Source organism: Actinoallomurus sp. NBC_01490 (assembly GCF_036227085.1).
Classification (GTDB): domain Bacteria; phylum Actinomycetota; class Actinomycetes; order Streptosporangiales; family Streptosporangiaceae; genus Actinoallomurus; species Actinoallomurus oryzae.
This window is the reverse complement of sequence record NZ_CP109433.1, coordinates 11,412,836-11,426,531: the sequence shown is the minus strand read 5'-3', so window position 1 is coordinate 11,426,531 and position 13,696 is coordinate 11,412,836. Positions and strand designations below refer to the sequence as shown.

Here is a 13,696-nt window from a genome sequence, read left to right as displayed (position 1 = left end):
GGCCGTCATCGGCGCGCGGCGGCGAGCGCCGCGGTGAACGCGCGCGCCCGGGTGGTGATCTCGGCGCGGTCGCCCGCGGCGATCGCGCTCGACGGGCACAGCTCGCCGCCGGCGCCGACCGCGAACGCCCCGGCGGCCAGCCAGTCGGCCAGGTTGTCCGCGCCGACGCCACCGGTCGGCATCAGCGGCACGTCGGGGAAGGGGCCGCGCAGCGCCTTCAGGTACGCCGGGCCGCCCAGCGACGCGGGGAAGATCTTCACGGCGTGGGCGCCGAGGGCGACCGCGTGCATCAGTTCGCCGGGCGTCAGCGCGCCGAGCAGCGTGGTGAGGCCGGTGTCGAACATCGCGCGGGCGAGGTCGTCGCGCGTGCCGGGGCTGACCAGGAACCGGGCGCCCGCGTCGGCAGCGGCCCTGGCCTGCTCGGGCGTTGTCACGGTGCCCGCTCCGACGTACGCGCCGGGATGGTCCCGGCGGACACGCTCGATCACCGCGGCGGCATCGGGCGTCGAGTAGGTGATCTCGATGCCGGTGACGCCGCCTTCGATCAGCGCGGACACGCAGGTCAGTGCGCTCTCCGGCGTCGGCGCCCGCAGTACGGCGACCACACCGGCCGCGCGCAGGTCCTCGATATCAACCATTACAGATCCCCCTGTTCGGTCACGACGTTCGCGGGTGTGCGTCCGGACAGCGCGTCCAGGACGGCGGTGGTGGCGCCCAGACCCATGCGGTCCACCGCCTCGACGGTGTGGGCGCCGATGTGCGGGGTGACGACGACGCGGTCGGCGAGGTCCTCGTCGAGCAGCGCGCCGCCCACGTGGCCCTCGCCGGCGAGGGTGTCGGTGGCGTACGCCGCGAGCCGGCCGGCGCGCAGGGCCCGGGCCACGGCGTCCTCGTCCACGAGGTCGGCCCGCGCGGTGTTGACCAGCACGGCGCCCGGCCGGATCCGCGCCAGCCAGTCCGCGTCGATGAGCGTCGAGCCGCCCGGCGCGTGGAGCGACACGGCGTGGCACTCACGGGCGAGCGTCGCCAGGTCGGCGAGTTCGATGCCCTCGGGCGCGGCCACGTACGGATCGCAGGCCAGGACCCGCGCGCCGAAGCCGCCCAGGCGCCGCGCGACGCCCTGGCCGACCCGGCCGAGCCCGACGACGCCGACGGTGAGCGCGCCGAGTTCGTGGCCCCGCGACGGCCGCCAGTCCCCGGCCCGTACGCGGCGGTCGCCGGGAACGACCCCGCGCAGGGCGGCGAGCAGCAGCACGACGGCCAGGTCGGCGACGGCCTCGCTGTTCGCGCCGGGCGTGTTGGTCACCGTGACGCCGCGCCGCGCCGCGGCGGCGAGGTCGACGGCGTCCACGCCCACGCCGTACCGGGCGATGATCCGCAGGCGGGGCGCGGCGGCGAGGTGGGCGTCGGTGATCGGCGCGACGCCCGCGATCCACGCGGTCGCCTCGGCCAGCGCGGACTTCAGCTCGGCGAGGTCGTGGACGGGGGAGCCGCGGACGACGCGGAGCCCGGCGCGGGTGAGCTCCTCCTCGTACGGCCGGGTGCCGCTGCCGAAGGACCGGGAGGTGACCAGGACCGTTCCGGACGGCTCAGCCATGGGCGTTCTCCCGGTCGAACCACGGCTCCAGCCGCTCGTACGCGTCCAGGAACGCCGCGTGGCGCCCGCGGTAGTCACGGTGGCGAGCGTCGTCGGGGACGAACTCGGCCGACACGTCCGACAGGTCGCGGGCGACCTCGAACCCCGGCACGAGCCCGGCGCCGACCGCCGCCGTGACCGCCGCGCCCAGGCTGTTGGCCTCCTCGCCGATGCGCCGCCGGCGTACGGTCGTGCCCCACACGTCGGCGAGCACCTGGAGCCACAGGTCGCTGGACGCGCCGCCGCCGATCGCGTCGACCCGGTCGACCGGATGTTCCGCCTCGCGGAAGGCCTGGACGCAGGTGAACAGGTTGAACGCCACGCCTTCGAGGACCGCGCGGACCAGGTGGCCGGGCCCGTGGTGACGCGCCAGGCCGAGGAACACCCCGCGGGCCGACGCGTTCCAGTACGGCGACCGCTCGCCGAGCAGGTGCGGCAGGAAGTACAGGCCGCGGGTGTCGGCGTCCGCCGCCGCGGCGGTCAGCTCCTCGAACCGCGCCGGGTCCCCGCCGGGCCGCAGCACCTCGGCCGCCCACTCGAAGGAGGCGCCGCCGGTCTGCATCGTCGCGGTCGGGACGTACCGCCCGGGCACCACGTGGTCGAACGTCATCGTGCGCAGCCGCGGATCGTGCAGCGGCCGGTCCGCCGACAGCGACACCCACGACGAGGAGCCCAGATAGGTGTACGCGCCGTCCTCCGGCCCGATCACCCCGGCGCCGAGCGCCGCGAGCGGGCCGTCCCCGCCGCCCAGCACGACGGGGGTGCCGGGCGCCAGCCCGACGTCGCCGGCGGCCCGCGCGCCCAGCTCGCCGGCGACGGTGGTGGCGGGCACGATCGGCGGGAACAGGCCGGGATCGAGCCCGGCCGCCGACAGCACCCGCTCCGACCACGCGCCCGCCGCCTGGTCGTAGGCGTTCGTGCTGGACGCGTCGGACGGGTCGGTGACGAGGCGGCCGGTCAGCCGGTGGACCACGTAGTCCTTGGCGAGGCAGACGTGCGCGACCCGTGCGAACACCTCCGGCTCGTGGTCGCGCACCCACAGGACCTTCGCCAGGGAGTACGTGGGATGGATCCGGTGCCCGAGCAGCCGGTAGGCCTCCTCGGCACCGAGCGCCTGCTCCAGCCGCTCGGCCTGCGCGGTGCTGCGGTGGTCGGCCCAGATCAGCGCGGGGCGCACCGGGCGGTGGGCGGCGTCCAGCAGGACGGCGCCCATCATCTGCCCACTGAAGGAGACGGCGCGCACCGCCGACGGGGAGGTGCCGGTGTCCGCGAGCAGCCGCCGGGTCGCCGCGCACACGGCGTCCCACCAGTCGTGCGGATCCTGCTCGGCGACGCCGCCGTCGGCGAAGCGCGTGTCGTACCGCACCGTCACCGCGGCGGCCAGGCGCCCGTCGTCGTGGTGAAGAGAGGCCTTGTCCCCGGTCGTGCCCAGGTCGTGCGCGACGATCATCCGTTGCCTCCGGCGCCGCGCAGGTTCCGCAGGTGCTCGGCGGCGACCGCGGCGAGGATCAGCACGCCGGTGAGGATCTGCAGCCAGAACGGATCGATGCCGAGCAGCGTGCCGCCGTTGTCGAGCAGCCCGACGACCAGCGCGCCGACGAGCGCGCCGAGCGCCGTACCGCGCGCCCCGAACAGGCTCGCGCCGCCGATCACGCAGGCCGCGATCGCCTGCAGTTCGTACCCGGTGCCGGCCGTGGGCACGCCGTTGCCGAGCCGGGAGGCCAGCAGCACGCCGGCGAGCGCGGCGAGCAGCCCGGACAGGGTGTACGCGGTGATCTGCACGGCACGGACCGGCACCCCGGTCAACCGCGCGGACTCCGCGCTCGACCCGACGGCGTACAGGTAACGGCCCCAGACCGTACGGCGCAGGAAGAAGGCCACGACGACGGTGACGATGAGCATCAGCCAGGTCAGGTCGGCCACGCCGAACAGAGAATCCTCCGCGATCGAGGAGAACCCGTCGGGCAGCGGCTGCACGGTCCGGCCGCCCGTCAGCAGCAGCGTGGCGCCCCGGGCGATCCCCATCATGCCCAGCGTCACGATGAACGGGGGAAGCCGGACGACGGCGACGAGCACCCCGTTGATCAGTCCGGCGAGGGCGCCGACCGCGAGCGCGAGCACGACGGCCCACACGACGGATCCCCCGCCGGTGGTGTCGAAGACCGCCTTGGCGGCGACGATGCCGGAGAGGCCGACGACCGACCCGACCGACAGGTCGATGCCGGCGGTGAGGATGACCAGCAGCTCACCGATGCCGAGGATGGCGTAGATGGAGACCTGGCGGCCGAGGTTGTCCAGGTTGGTGCCGGTGAGGAAGACGTCGGTGGACAGGCTGAGCGCGAACGCGAGGATGAGCAGCACCGGGATCCCGCCGAGCCCGCGGTTGAACACCTGCCCGAGCCGCAGGATCTCACTCTCGTCCGGTTCGGGGCGGGCCTTGCGACGGGACCCGGCCGGCGGCGCACCGGTGACGTCTGTCATGAGGACTCCTGAGTGTTGGGGTCGGGCCTGTCGTCGGTGCCGCGCGGGCTGGCCAGTGCCAGGACCCGCTCCTCGGACGCCTCTTCGGCGCTCAGCTCGCCGACGAGCCGCCGCTCGCTGACCACGACCACGCGGTCGCACAGGCCGAGCAGCTCGGGCAGGTACGACGAGACCACGACGATCGCCAGCCCGGAGGCGGCCAGGTCGGCGATGATCCGGTAGATGTCGGCCTTGGCGCCGACGTCGACGCCCTTGGTGGGCTCGTCCAGGAGGAGCACCTTGGCGTCCAGCGCGCGCCAGCGCGCGATCAGGACCTTCTGCTGGTTGCCCCCGGACAGTGAGGAGACCGGATCGGTCCACTCGCCGAACCGCAGCCGCAGGCCGTCGGCGGCGGCCTCGACGTGGTCGCGGACGCGCCGGCGGTGGACGAGACCGCGGACGCCGGCCCGGCGCCAGCTCGCGATCGCGATGTTCTCCTCGATGCTGAGCTCGGGCAGCAGGCCCGACTCCTTGCGGTCCTCGGTGAGCAGCCCGATGCCCCGGCGGGCCGCCGCACGCGTGGATCCCCTCGGCACCGGGCGTCCGTCCACCAGGACCCGGCCTCCGCCGACCGGGTCCGCGCCGAAGATCGCGCGCAGCAGCTCGCTGCGCCCGGACCCGAGCAGCCCGGCGACACCGACGACCTCGCCGGCGCGTACGGACAGGTCGACCGGGGCGGGGAACCCCTCCGGGCGCAGTCCGCGCACCTCCAGCCGGGCGTCCGCGCCGGAGGGTTCGGGTCGCCGGCCGGGGTACAGGCTGGTGATGGCCCGGCCGACCATCATGGCGATCAGCGAGTCCTCGTCCTGGTCCGCGAGCGGGCCGGTGTGCACGTGGGTGCCGTCGCGCAGCACCGTCACGGTGTCGCCGACCTGGAACATCTCCTCGATGCGGTGCGTGATGTACAGCACCGCGACGCCCTCCTCCCGCAGCGTGGCCACGCGCGCCAGCAGGGCGTCGGCCTCCTCGGGCGACAGCGCCGTCGTCGGCTCGTCGAAGATCACGACCTTCGCGTCGTTGGACAGCACCCGGGCGATCTCCACGAGCTGCCGCGTCGCCGTCGGCAGGTCCGCGACCGTCCGGCGCGGATCCAGGCCGGCCAGTCCGACGCGGTCGAGCATCGCGTGGACCAGGGACCGCTGCCGCCGCCGGTCGACCAGGCCGGCGCGCGAGGGGAACGCGCCCATGCACAGGTTGTCGGCGACGGACAGGTCGGTGAGCAGGCTGAGCTCCTGGTACACCACGCCGATCCCGGAGTTCCGCGCCTCCACCGGGGTCAGCATCCGTCGCATCGGCTCGCCCTGGAGCCTGTACTCGCCGGCGTCCCGGTGGACCGCCCCGGTGAGGATCTTCATCAGGGTGGACTTGCCCGCCCCGTTCTCCCCGGCGACGCAGTGCACGGTGCCCGGCAGGACGTCCAGGTCGATCCCGTCCAGCGCGCGGACCGGCCCGAAGCTCTTGCCGATCCCGCGCAGGCTCAGCACCGGATCGGTCGTCCCGCCGCTCACCCGTGCGCCCCGGAGGTCTTCGGCGGGTTCAGCAGCTGCGCGAACTGGGCCTTGTCCACGAGGGACTTGTCGACCAGTACGGCGCCGGGGTCGAGGTTCAGCGGGGGCGTGCTGCCACGCACCGCCATGGCCGCCTCGACCACGCCCTGGTAGCCGAAGAAGAACGGGTTCTGCACCACGATCGCGCTGAGCGTGCCGGCGCGGACGCCGTCCACCTCGGCCGGGTCGGAGTCGAACGCGATGGTCACCACCCGGTCGGCCGCGTTCTTCTCCTTGACCGCGCGGGCCGCGCCGGTGCCGGAGACGTTGTTGTCGGCGAAGATCCCGACGACGTCGGGCTTGGAGGTGAGCACGTCACCGACCTGGCCCAGCGCCTTGTTGGGGTCGTTGTCGTTGACCAGCGTCTGGCTGATCTGGGCCTTCGGGCAGCCCTCGGCCAGCCCCTTCTTGAAGCCGGTGAAGCGGTCCACCAGCACCTGCTGGCCGGAGACCGAACTCTCGTGCAGGACCTTGCCGTCCGGGTGGCCCTTGTCCTTCAGCAGCTCGCACATGCGCTGGCCCGCCTGCTCACCGGCCTTGATGTTGTCGGTGCCGATGAAGCCCTCGGAGTCGGTGCTGATCGCGTTGTCGACCGTGACGACCTTGATGCCGCGCTTGCGGGCCCGGTCGACGACGCCGTTGAGGGCGCTGGAGGAGTTGGAGGCGAGGACGATGGCGTCGACGCCGCGCGAGATGGAGTTCTCCACCAGCTTGACCTGGCCGTCGATGTCGGTCTCCGACGTCGGGCCGAACAGCCCGAGCCGGATGCCGTAGTCGGCGCCCGCCTTCTTCGACCCGGCCAGCATCGACTGCCAGAACTCCGAGTCGGTCGCCTTGGTGATGACGTCGATCTTGCGTCCGGCGACCGGGCTCGTGCCCGGGCCCGTGTCACCGGAGTCCCCCGCGAACGCGACCTTGCCGATGGTGAGTCCGGCCCCGATCGCGATGAGAGCGATCGCGGTCGCGACTCCGGATGAGACGTAACGGATGCGCGCCATGAGTGTTCCTCGGGTCGTTGCTGATCAGCCGGCAGGGAAGGTGAAGGGGCGCAGTTCGGGACCGCCGGAGCCGTGGAAGACGCGGTGGCCCATCCCGTGCTCGGCCACCCAGCCGTAGTCGTGGCCGGAGTCGCCGGGGTAGACGGCGAGGAACCGGTACGGCTCGTCGCCGACGTTGACGCTGCGGTGCGCCCAGTGCGGAGGGATATAACCGATCGAGCCGGGCCGCATCTCGATCCACTGGGGTCGTTCACCGTCGAACAGGAGCAGGCCGCCCAGACCGGACAGGCCCAGGTAGATCTCGCCACGCGGCCGCGTGTGCATGTGCCCCTTGGTCATGTGGAACTCACCGCCGACCCGGCCGGGGAGGATCGTGGTGATCGACTGCGGCAGCTCGCCTTCCAGCTCCGGCACCGGGGACGAGGCGACCTCGTAGACGACGTCGTCGGACTCCAGCGCGGCGCTCCAGGCGGCCTGGTCGGCGTACAGGCCGCGGAGGTCGGACATCCTGCGGACGAGCACCGGGCCGGAGGGACTCATCCCCCCGGAGCGGTCGTCGAAGCCGACCCGCATCGGCGGGACCGGTGGAGTCGCGAACGGTGGCACGGTGTATCCCTCCTCGACCAAGGTAGGGATACTGTCGTCCTGTAATTACAGGATGTCAATAGCTGGGGCGATGTCTCATCGACGGTGATGTCCGTGAGGTCGAGAGGTCAGGAAGCGTGCTTCGGCGTGTGGGCGCCCTTGCCGGACGGCACCGGCGGGTCGTCGTGCACGATCATGTTCGGCACGGTGCTCTGCCGCTCGCGCCGCCGCCGGAGGCTCACCTGGAACCGGCTGCGGTCCCCCCGGTGGTAGGCGACGAAGTACTCGACGGGACGGCCCGTGACGTCCCAGGCGGTGCTGCGCAGGAGCAGCACCGGGTCGCGGGGCCGGACGCCGAGGGCCTCCGCCAGGGGCGCGGTCGCCGGGATCGCCTCCACGAGGCGGCGCCCGTGGTCGAGCTCGACGCCGTACTTGTCCTCCAGCAGGCCGTACAGGGACTGGCGGGAGAAGTCCTCGCTCAGGATGCCGGGAGCGACGTCGATCGGCAGGTACGTGCGGGCGAGCACCCACGGCTCGCCCCCGACGTAACGCAGGCGCTCCAGGTAGATGACCTGGTCGGCCTCTGCCAGCTCGAGCGCGGCGGCGACGTCGGCCGGCGCGGGCACCGCGTCGAGGGCGAGCACCCGGCTGCGCAGCTCGTCGCCGCGCGCCGTGACGTCCTCATAGAGCCCGGTCAGGGACTGAAAGAGCGTCTCATCGGTCTTGCGCGCGGCGGCGAAGGTGCCCTGGCCCTTGCGGCGGACGATCCGCCCGTCCTCCTCGAGCTCGTCCAGCGCCTGCCGGACGACCGTGCGGGACACGCCGTACTCGTCGCACAGTGCCATCTCGCCCGGCAGCCGTGCGCCGGCCTCGATCTCGGTGTCCAGCCGCTGGGTGAGCAGCTGCTTCAGCTGCGCGTAGTACGGCAACGGCGATCGCCGGTCGATGCGCCCCTCTGCCATGCAGGCCAGTATCGCACGCTGTCATGTCAGGATGACAAAGCCCGTCCGCTGCGCGTTCACAGCACCCGTCGGGCGCCCGGGAGGCGGCGCAGCCCCGCGGCCGGCGGGAACACGGTCACCACCGCGACCACCGACACCAGGCCCCAGGCGGCGAGCGCGGGCAGGCCCCGGCCGGCCGGCGTGTACTGCAGGACGACCACGAGGGGGAGGTGGACGATGTAGACGGTGTACGAGCCGGCGGCGAGTTCCCGGCGGAGCGGGCCGCTGCCGCCCAGCGTCTCACGGAACAGCGTGAGCAGCCCGGCGCACAGGGCAACGCACAGCGCGCTGTCCACCAGCGCCCACAGCGCGGACGGCCAGGTCGCACCGCCCGGCCCGAAGCACGGGGCGTCCGATCCGACCGCGAACAGCAGGCCGGACCCGCCCAGGCCGCCGGCCAGCCAGATCCATCCCGTACGGGCGGGGAAGTGTTCGAGCCATCCGTGACGGCCGGCTAGCACGCCGAGGGTGAAGAAGGTCGCGTACTGCGGCACCCGGGCCGGCTCGACCTGCAGGAAGTCGAGCACGGGCACCCAGGTGTCCAGCGGGTAGCGCAGCCGGATGGCGTACGTGGCCGCGGCCACCGCCAGGGTGAGAAGGATCAGCGCCCGATGGCCGGGAACGGGTCGCACCGTACGCGGAAGAAGGCCCACCCGCCACGGCGGTCGTAGGAGCCCGGAACGAACACCGCGGACACGAAGAAGAACAGGCTCATGAAGAACGCCCCGTCCAGCGCGGACAGCGTCGCGAGCGCCCCGCTGCGCGCCTGGCCCCGGACGTACCACCAGTCGGCGGGACCGTACGCCTGGGCGGCGTGGTGGATGACGACGAGAACGGTCAGCGCGACGCGGAGGTTGTCCAGCCAGGCGAGGCGGGGGCGTACCGCCGGCCTCGGCGGCGCTTGGGTCGAGGTTTACATGCGTTCACGCCGTGCACCTCCGACAGCCGGCGCAGCTCCCTGCGGGCGCCGCGCAGGAGGTGTCCGAACAGGGCGGCGCCCCTCCCGCCGTCCTCCAGCAGGGCGTGGCGCAGGTAGCCGCGCAGCACCGGGTCCGAGCCGAACAGCCGGGCGGTCACCTCACCCAGCGAGGTCATCAGGTCGCGCTTCTCCGCGCCTTCGGCACCGAGTCCGCGCAGCGCCCCGGTCATCTGGTCGAGCACGTACTCGTCCACCGCGGCCCGCAGCCCCTCTTTGGAGCCGAAGTGCCGCGTCACCAGTGCCGGCGACAGACCGGCGGCGGCCGCCACCGCACGGGTCGAGGTCGCCTCGAACCCGTGCTCGGCGAACAGCTCCAGCGCCGCCTGGCGCAGCCGCGCCCGTCCCGTCAGATCAGCCTTCGCCGGTGCCCGCATGTCCGCAGGCTAACGGCTCGGCTCCGGGGCCGGGCGCGACTCCTCCGGCGGCGGCGCGGGGGCGGCGGAGGACCCCGGGCGGGCGTCGCGCGAGCGTCGGGTGAGACGGCGTCCGAGGCGTTGGCAGGGCGCTTCGACGTAGCGGTAGGTGAGCGAGCTGACCCCGATGAGCACGAGGACGAAGACGGCAAGACGGAGCACGTCGTCGTGCTCGGGTGTGCCGCCGAGCTGGTCGGAGATCATCAGCAGCACGGGATGGAGGAGGTACAGGGAGAAGCTGATCTTCCCCAGCCCGGCGAGCCGGCCGGGGATGCGATGGTGACGCAGCGCCCACGCCGCCGCGAACGTGACGGCCGCCAGCGCGATCGAGCCGGTCCAGTAGGTGCCGAAGGCGTCCGCCTGCGCCTTCGACATGCTGACGTCGGCGTGCCAGACGGCCGCGGCGACGGCGCCGGCCAGCACGAGAGCGGTCGTCGCCGCGGCCGTGCGCCGGCGGATCTGGCCGTGCTCGGCGCGGTAGAGGACGGTGCCGGTGAACATCACCGCGAGGATGGCCAGGCCCTGCCACGCGCCGACCCGGCTGTTCACGCCGACCAGGATGAGGGCCAGCGCGCCGCCGAGCAGCCCGCCCGCGATGCGCAGCGCCGGACGGGACGAGACGGCCGCGAGGATGGCGGATGCCATGGTCAGCGCGGCGATCGCGACGATCGGCCCGACGCCCACCCTGGTCGACAGGGCCGCCATCGGCAGTAGCCCGCCGGCCACCACGGCGCCCGCCACCAGGACGAGCGCGACGGGCGCCGAGCGCCGGTGGACGCCGACCACGAACAGCGCGACGACCAGCAGGTAGAAGGCCATCTCATACGACAGCGTCCACAGGACGTTGATGACGTTCGGCACGGCGAGCACGTCCTGCAACATCGTCAGATGCGCCAGGACGGCGGTCGCGGGCCGATATTGCTCCAGCCCCGCCCGCAGCCCGCGTACGCCGAGCACGAACGGCAGCACGGTGATCGCGCACGCGACCGTCAGCAGCGGGTAGATGCGCAGCAGCCGGCTGATCCAAAAGCCCCGCACCTGACCGTGCCGTTCGAGGGATGCGGGGATGATGTAGCCGCTGACGAGGAAGAACACCAGCACGCCGTACAGGCCGGGGTCGAACCACAGCCGCAGGCCGGCCCGCCAGTCGGGCGTGAAGTAGTAGGTGGCGTGGTGGAGGGCGACGACCATCGCCGCGATCCCGCGGAGCAGGTCCAGCCAGGCCAGGCGCTTGGGCGCGCCCGCGGCGGCGGGCCCGGCACGGCGCGAGGGGAGAGGAGCTGGGTTCATCAGCGGCGATCCGGTCAGTGGGGGTTGGCGGTCAGCAGTTCGCTGAGCAGGTCATCGAGACTGACCAGGCCGATGAAGGGGTTGTCGGGGGTGGCGACGACGGCGAGCTGGGCGCGGGAGTTCCGCATGGTGGTGAGAGCGTCGAGCACCCCGCAGTCGGGAGGGAGGGTCGGAACGGAGTACATCATGTCGGCGGCGCGCCCGTTCGCGGTAGGACCGGTGACGGCCTCGCGTACGTGGAGCATGCCGACGACCTACCGGCCGTCGGCGCGGACGAGGATCCGGGTGTGCCCGCGGTCGGCCGAGGTACGGCGGATGCGCTCGGCGTCGGCGTCGGCGGGCACGGCGGCGACGTCGTCGGCCGGGACGATCAGGTGGCCGATGGTGGCCTCGTGCGTGGCGATGGCCCGGCCGAGCAGGGCGTGCTCGGCCCGGCCGATCAGCCCGAGGCGGCGTGACTCGGTGATCAGATGGGACAGGCGCTGCGGGTCGGCGTGGGCCTCGGCCTCGTCCGGTGGACGGACCCGGACCAGCCGTACCAGCGCGGTCGTGGCGCCGTTGAGCACGGTGATCAGCGGCCGCGCGATCCGGGTGAAGGCGCGGAAGGGCACGGCGAGCGTACGGGCGGAACGCTCGGGGTCGGTGATGGCCCACGACTTGGGCACCATCTCGCCGACGACCATGTGCAGGAAGGTGACGACGGCCAGCGCGACGACGAACGCGATCGGGTGACGCACCGCCCCGGGGGCGCCGACGGCCTCCAGCGGAGGGTTGAGGAGATGCTCGAACGCCGGTTCGGTGACGGCGCCGAGGCCCAGCGAGCACATGGTGATGCCGAGCTGGGCTCCGGCGAGCATGAGGGACAGCTCGTCGATTCCGGCGACCGCGGCCCTGGCCGTACGGCTGCCGCGGGCGGCGTCGCGCTCCAGCCGTACGCGCCGCGCGGCGACGAGTGCGAACTCGGCGCCGACGAAGAAGGCGTTGCCCGCCAGCAGCAGGATCGTGATCGACAGGGAGGCCGGCAGGTTCATCGGCTCTCCTCGCGTGCCGTGGACAGCAGGCGCATCGCGATGGTGCGGGGCACGCGCCTGCGTACGCTGAGCACCTCCAGCTCGGCGCGCGCCGGCGGACCGTGCCGGGGCTCCACCGCGACCTCGACGCGGTCGCCGATCCGGGGCAGCCGGCCCAGATGGGCCATGAACAGGCCGCTGAGACTGTCGTAGGCCGGGTCGTCGGGGAGCGCCAGGCCGGTGACGTCGCGTACCTGGGCGATCCGCAGCGTGGCCGGCAGCCTCCAGACGCCCCCCGCCGCCGGCGCCGGGGTGGGCGCCAGGGCGTCGTTCTCGTCGGCGATCTGGCCGACGAGCTGCTCGGCGATGTCCTCGAACGTGAGGATGCCGGCGAGCCCGCCGTACTCGTCGACGACCGCGGCGAACTCCTCGCGCGCGTCGCGCATCCGGCCGAGGACCAGGTGCAGGGGAACGGTGGCGGGCAGCAGGAGCGCCGGGCGTACGAGGTCGGCGACGAGCCGGTCGTCGGCGGTGCCGGGCGGCGCGATCTCCCGTACCCCGGCGATGCCGATCACGTCGTCGATGTCCTGGTCGTAGACGGGGTAGTTCGTGTAGCCGGTCTCGGCGATCCGCTCCTTGAGGCGGGCGACGGTGGCGCCGGCGGGGACGGCGATGACGTCGGGGCGCGGCACCATGACCTCCGCGGCGGTGCGCTCGCCGAAGGTCAGCGCGCGTTCGAGCAGCACCGACAGGTCGTCGGGGATCCGGCCGGACCGGTGGGACTCGCCGATGATGTCGCCGAGCTCGGTCAGCGTCGCCCCGTGGGAGAGCTCTTCGACCGGCTCCACTCCGACCAGGCGCAGCAGCCGGGTGGCGGCGGTGTCGAACAGCCGGATCACCGGGCCGGCGACGGCCAGATAGACCAGCGTCGAGGCGGCCAGGGCCTTCGCCAGGGGCTCGGCGCGGGCGAGCGCGAGGTTCTTGGGCAGCAGCTCGCCGAGGACCATCTGCACGACGGTGGCCAGGACGAAGCCGAGCGCCAGGGCGACGGGGCCCACGGCCGTGCCCGGCACTCCAAGCGCGTCGAGGACCGGTTCGATCACCGCGGCCGTCGCGGGTTCGGCGATGAACCCCACGACCAGTGCGGTGATGGTGATGCCCAGCTGCGCGCCGGACAGCATGAAGGACAGCCGCCCCATCACGGCCAGGGCGCGCCGCGCCCGCGTGTCACCGCGCCGGGCGTCCGCGTCGAGCCGGGACCGGTCGGCGGTGACGAAGGAGAACTCCTGCGCGACGAAGTAGCCCGTGGCGACGGTCAGCGCCAGCACGGCGGCGAGCCCCGTCAGCGCGCTCAGCATGACCCGGTCCCGGGTCTATGACCGGGGTCCGACGAAGCGGACACCGAACTCCTCCCGTTCAGAGCCGTTCGACGGCGGAGCGGCACGTTCTCTTGCAGAGTACCGCCGGGACGCTTCATCGCCGCACTTCAGCCGCGAGAGCGGCGGCCTCGAATATCCGTCGACTTGGAGAAGTGGCAGAAATAGACTGAACCTTCAGCAAGGCGTGACCGTCAAAAGAACGAGATCGTCTTCGCGAAACGGGGAGAGACGGCCGCCGACGGCTCACACGGGTATCCGACCAGCGAAACAACCGAGCACCGCGATTCATCGGCGTTGCGACAGCGACGCCCCCGAGGACCACCTCAGCAACGTTTCCG

General features: G+C 73.1%; 15 protein-coding genes. All 15 read right to left on the bottom strand.

The features are described from left to right. Nucleotides 1-5 precede the first annotated feature (5 nt). Nucleotides 6-638: a bifunctional 4-hydroxy-2-oxoglutarate aldolase/2-dehydro-3-deoxy-phosphogluconate aldolase gene (locus tag OG417_RS52825; protein WP_329247062.1), complete on the bottom strand. Its 633-nt coding sequence runs from the start codon at nt 636-638 to the stop codon at nt 6-8. Further along, on the bottom strand, nt 638-1,597 hold the full coding sequence (locus tag OG417_RS52820) for an NAD(P)-dependent oxidoreductase (protein ID WP_329247059.1): 960 nt from the start codon (nt 1,595-1,597) through the stop codon (nt 638-640). Before OG417_RS52820 ends, OG417_RS52825 begins: the two co-directional genes overlap by 1 nt. Next, a complete protein-coding gene (xylB, locus tag OG417_RS52815) occupies nt 1,590-3,086 on the bottom strand; it encodes a xylulokinase (protein ID WP_329247056.1) in 1,497 nt (498 codons plus the stop codon). Before xylB ends, OG417_RS52820 begins: the two co-directional genes overlap by 8 nt. Next, nucleotides 3,083-4,117 carry an ABC transporter permease gene (locus tag OG417_RS52810; RefSeq protein ID WP_329247053.1) on the bottom strand — a complete coding sequence of 345 codons (1,035 nt, stop codon included), beginning with the start codon at nt 4,115-4,117 and terminating at the stop codon, nt 3,083-3,085. Before OG417_RS52810 ends, xylB begins: the two co-directional genes overlap by 4 nt. Next, entirely contained in the window at nt 4,114-5,664 is a 1,551-nt protein-coding gene (locus OG417_RS52805) for a sugar ABC transporter ATP-binding protein (protein WP_329247050.1), read from the bottom strand. Before OG417_RS52805 ends, OG417_RS52810 begins: the two co-directional genes overlap by 4 nt. Further along, entirely contained in the window at nt 5,661-6,701 is a 1,041-nt protein-coding gene (locus OG417_RS52800) for an ABC transporter substrate-binding protein (RefSeq protein ID WP_329247047.1), read from the bottom strand. The genes OG417_RS52805 and OG417_RS52800 overlap by 4 nt, the downstream gene beginning before the upstream one ends. Before the next feature lie 24 nt (nt 6,702-6,725). Continuing rightward, the gene (locus OG417_RS52795; RefSeq protein ID WP_329247044.1) at nt 6,726-7,328 is read right to left on the bottom strand and encodes a glucose-6-phosphate isomerase family protein; all 603 of its coding nucleotides are present in this window, start codon (nt 7,326-7,328) and stop codon (nt 6,726-6,728) included. 86 nt (nt 7,329-7,414) lie between these two features. After that, the gene (locus tag OG417_RS52790; protein ID WP_329247042.1) at nt 7,415-8,248 is read right to left on the bottom strand and encodes a GntR family transcriptional regulator; all 834 of its coding nucleotides are present in this window, start codon (nt 8,246-8,248) and stop codon (nt 7,415-7,417) included. A gap of 56 nt (nt 8,249-8,304) precedes the next feature. Then, nucleotides 8,305-8,919 (bottom strand): acyltransferase family protein, encoded by a 615-nt coding sequence (locus OG417_RS52785; protein ID WP_329247039.1) that lies wholly within the window; start codon nt 8,917-8,919, stop codon nt 8,305-8,307. Next, nucleotides 8,889-9,110, bottom strand: a complete 222-nt coding sequence (locus OG417_RS52780) for a hypothetical protein (RefSeq protein ID WP_329263142.1) — start codon at nt 9,108-9,110, stop codon at nt 8,889-8,891. The genes OG417_RS52785 and OG417_RS52780 overlap by 31 nt, the downstream gene beginning before the upstream one ends. A 14-nt stretch (nt 9,111-9,124) precedes the next feature. Beyond that, nucleotides 9,125-9,640 (bottom strand): TetR/AcrR family transcriptional regulator, encoded by a 516-nt coding sequence (locus tag OG417_RS52775; protein ID WP_329247036.1) that lies wholly within the window; start codon nt 9,638-9,640, stop codon nt 9,125-9,127. A 9-nt stretch (nt 9,641-9,649) separates the two neighbouring features. Next, nucleotides 9,650-10,969: an acyltransferase family protein gene (locus tag OG417_RS52770; protein ID WP_329247033.1), complete on the bottom strand. Its 1,320-nt coding sequence runs from the start codon at nt 10,967-10,969 to the stop codon at nt 9,650-9,652. Between the two features lie 14 nt (nt 10,970-10,983). Then, a complete protein-coding gene (locus tag OG417_RS52765) occupies nt 10,984-11,214 on the bottom strand; it encodes a CBS domain-containing protein (RefSeq protein WP_329247030.1) in 231 nt (76 codons plus the stop codon). A gap of 9 nt (nt 11,215-11,223) precedes the next feature. Continuing rightward, complete coding sequence (locus OG417_RS52760; protein ID WP_329247028.1) at nt 11,224-12,000, bottom strand: CNNM domain-containing protein; 777 nt, start codon at nt 11,998-12,000, stop codon at nt 11,224-11,226. Next, a complete protein-coding gene (locus OG417_RS52755; RefSeq protein WP_329247025.1) occupies nt 11,997-13,337 on the bottom strand; it encodes a hemolysin family protein in 1,341 nt (446 codons plus the stop codon). The genes OG417_RS52760 and OG417_RS52755 overlap by 4 nt, the downstream gene beginning before the upstream one ends. Nucleotides 13,338-13,696: the final 359 nt, after the last annotated feature.